The organism is Vibrio sp. 704, from assembly GCF_033339295.1.
On sequence record NZ_JAWOUH010000907.1, the window covers coordinates 1 to 541 of the forward strand.

The 541-nt window shown below is 50.1% G+C and carries 1 protein-coding gene; it reads left to right on the forward strand.

The window, feature by feature from the left end; all coding sequences use genetic code 11:
- The coding region (locus R7R24_RS29810) for an efflux RND transporter permease subunit (protein WP_318120601.1) at positions 1–541 on the forward strand (541 nt) is incomplete at both ends.

The following is a 541-nucleotide window of genomic DNA, read 5'->3' on the forward strand; positions in this document are numbered from 1 at the left end:
ATCGTTGGCGCAAGCTTGCTCCTGACGATTTTGCTCACGCTTGTATACATGAACATCGCCAGCATCGATTTGCACCGTGTCTCGCTAGGTACGTTTATTCTCGCACTGGGCATGTTGGTGGATAACGCCATTGTGATCACCGATATGATGATCGCCAAGCTCAACAAAGGTATCGAGCGAACTCGCGCCGCGATTGATTCCGTCAAAGAAACCGCTGTACCACTTTTAGGCGCAACTGTCATCGCGATTATGGGCGCAAGCCCAGTGTTGTTCTCCAAAACCGACTCCGCCGAGTTTGCGAGCTCTGTGTTCTACATTGTGGCGTCGTCACTGTTGCTTTCATGGATCGTCGCGATGACGTTTACGGTATTAATGGCGTGGATGTTCATCAAGCCAAAAGCTAACAACGAAGAGACTAAACCGAGCCGTTATAAACAGTTGGTATTCTGGACGGTGGACAACCCGCGTAAAGCATTAGCCGCTTTGGTTCCGTTGATTTTAGTCACCGCCGTGGCAATCCCGTATGTGGCCGTGAACTTTA